A 1,833-nucleotide genomic window follows, 5' to 3' on the forward strand; every position below is an offset into this window, starting at 1 on the left:
GTTCGACCTGACGCTGTCGCTGCGAGAAACCAGCGAAGGTCTCACCGGTACCTTCGAATATGCCACCGATCTCTTCGAAGAAGCCACCATCGCCCGTCTCACTGCCTCTTTCCTGATCCTGCTCGAGGCCATCGTCAAGGCGCCCGCCACGCCTCTGCAGCAATTGCCTTTGCTTGACCAGCAACAACGCACGCAGTTATTGCACGACTGGAATCAGACTGCAGAGCCGGTCCCGACTGTTTCCCTGACGCAGTTGTTCGAACAGCAAGTCCAGCGCAGCCCCACGGCCATTGCCCTGTTGTGGCAGGAGCAAGAGCAACAAGGATCCGTACCGCATGCTGTGCAGCAGCTCGACTATGCCTGTCTGGAACGCCGTGCCAATCAGCTCGCGCATTATCTGCGCAGCCTGGGGGTCGGGCCCGATGTCACCGTGGGCCTGTGCCTGGAACGGGGGGCTGATCTGGTCGTCGCGGTACTGGCTATCCTGAAGGCGGGCGGCGCTTATCTGCCGCTTGATCCGGCTTATCCGGCTGAGCGTCTCGCTTATATGCTCAATGATGCCATGACGCCGGTGCTGTTGAGTCATTCTTCTCTGGAGGAGCGTTTGCCTTCTCACTGGGCGCATCTGGTGTGTCTGGATGCGGATGCCGCACAGATCGCCAGTTATCCGGTCACGCCGCCGTCTGTGCGGGTTCTCCCCGGGCATCTGGCTTATCTGATCTATACCTCGGGGTCGACCGGTCGGCCCAAGGGGGTGCAGATGAGTCAGGGGGCGGTCTGTAATCATATGTTGTGGATGCAGTCGCGCTTTCCTTTGGCTGCCGGGGATGTGGTGTTGCAGAAGACTTCGCTTTCCTTTGATGCCAGTGTCTGGGAGCTCTTTGCTCCTTTGCTGGCCGGGGCCAGTCTGGCGCTGGCCAAGCCGGGCGGGCAGCAGGATCCGGCTTATCTGGCGCAGGCTTGCGCCAGCTTCGGGGTCACGACTTTGCAGCTGGTGCCTTCGGTGTTGCCGCATTTCCTCGATTATTGTGAGGGGGGGGCTGGTGCTTCTTTGCGGGATCTGTTCTGCGGCGGGGAGGCCTTGAGTACGGCTTTGCGGGACCGGGTGCGTAGTCGTCTGGGTTGTCGTTTGCATAATCTGTACGGGCCGACGGAGGCTTGTATTGAGGCGGTGGTGCATTCTGTGACGCCAGCGGAGCACAAGGAGCAGGCGGAGGGGCTGGTGCCGATCGGCAGGCCGATCTGGAACAGCCGGGCTTATGTGCTGGATGGCCGTTTGCAGCCGGTGCCTGTCGGGGTGGCGGGTGAGTTGTATCTGGCCGGGGCCGGCCTGGCGCGGGCTTATGTGCAGGCGGCGGGGATGACGGCATCGCGCTTTGTGGCTGATCCTTATGGGGTCGCTGGCAGTCGTATGTACCGTACCGGGGATCTGGTGCGCTGGAATAATGCAGGGACGCTGGTGTATCTGGGACGGGTGGATCAGCAGGTGAAGTTGCGTGGCTTGCGTATTGAGCCGGGGGAGATTGAGGCGGTGTTGCTGGAGCAGCCGGGGGTTGCGCAGGCGGTCGTGGCTGTCTGGACTGGTTCTGGCTCGGGTGACGCCGGGGCTGATGCCCGGCTGGTGGCTTATCTGGTCGGCCCTGGTGCCGCTCAGGCTGAGGGCTTGCGCACTGCGCTATCACAGCGGCTGCCCGAGTATATGGTGCCGGCCTGTTTTGTGACGCTCGATGCCTTGCCATTGAACGCCAATGGCAAGCTCGACCGTGCCGCTTTGCCTGCTCCTGATTTCCGTGACTCCGTTCAGGCTTTTATGCCTGCTACCAATCCCGTTGA

Annotated in this window: 1 protein-coding gene; it reads left to right on the forward strand. The window is 61.7% G+C overall.

Annotation, left to right across the window (positions count from 1 at the left end):
* Positions 1-1,833: non-ribosomal peptide synthetase (locus LZ463_RS28800; RefSeq protein WP_241459763.1), on the forward strand; the 1,833-nt coding region annotated here is incomplete at both ends.

The organism is Undibacterium paludis (assembly GCF_022568815.1).
Taxonomy (GTDB): Bacteria; Pseudomonadota; Gammaproteobacteria; order Burkholderiales; family Burkholderiaceae_D; genus Undibacterium.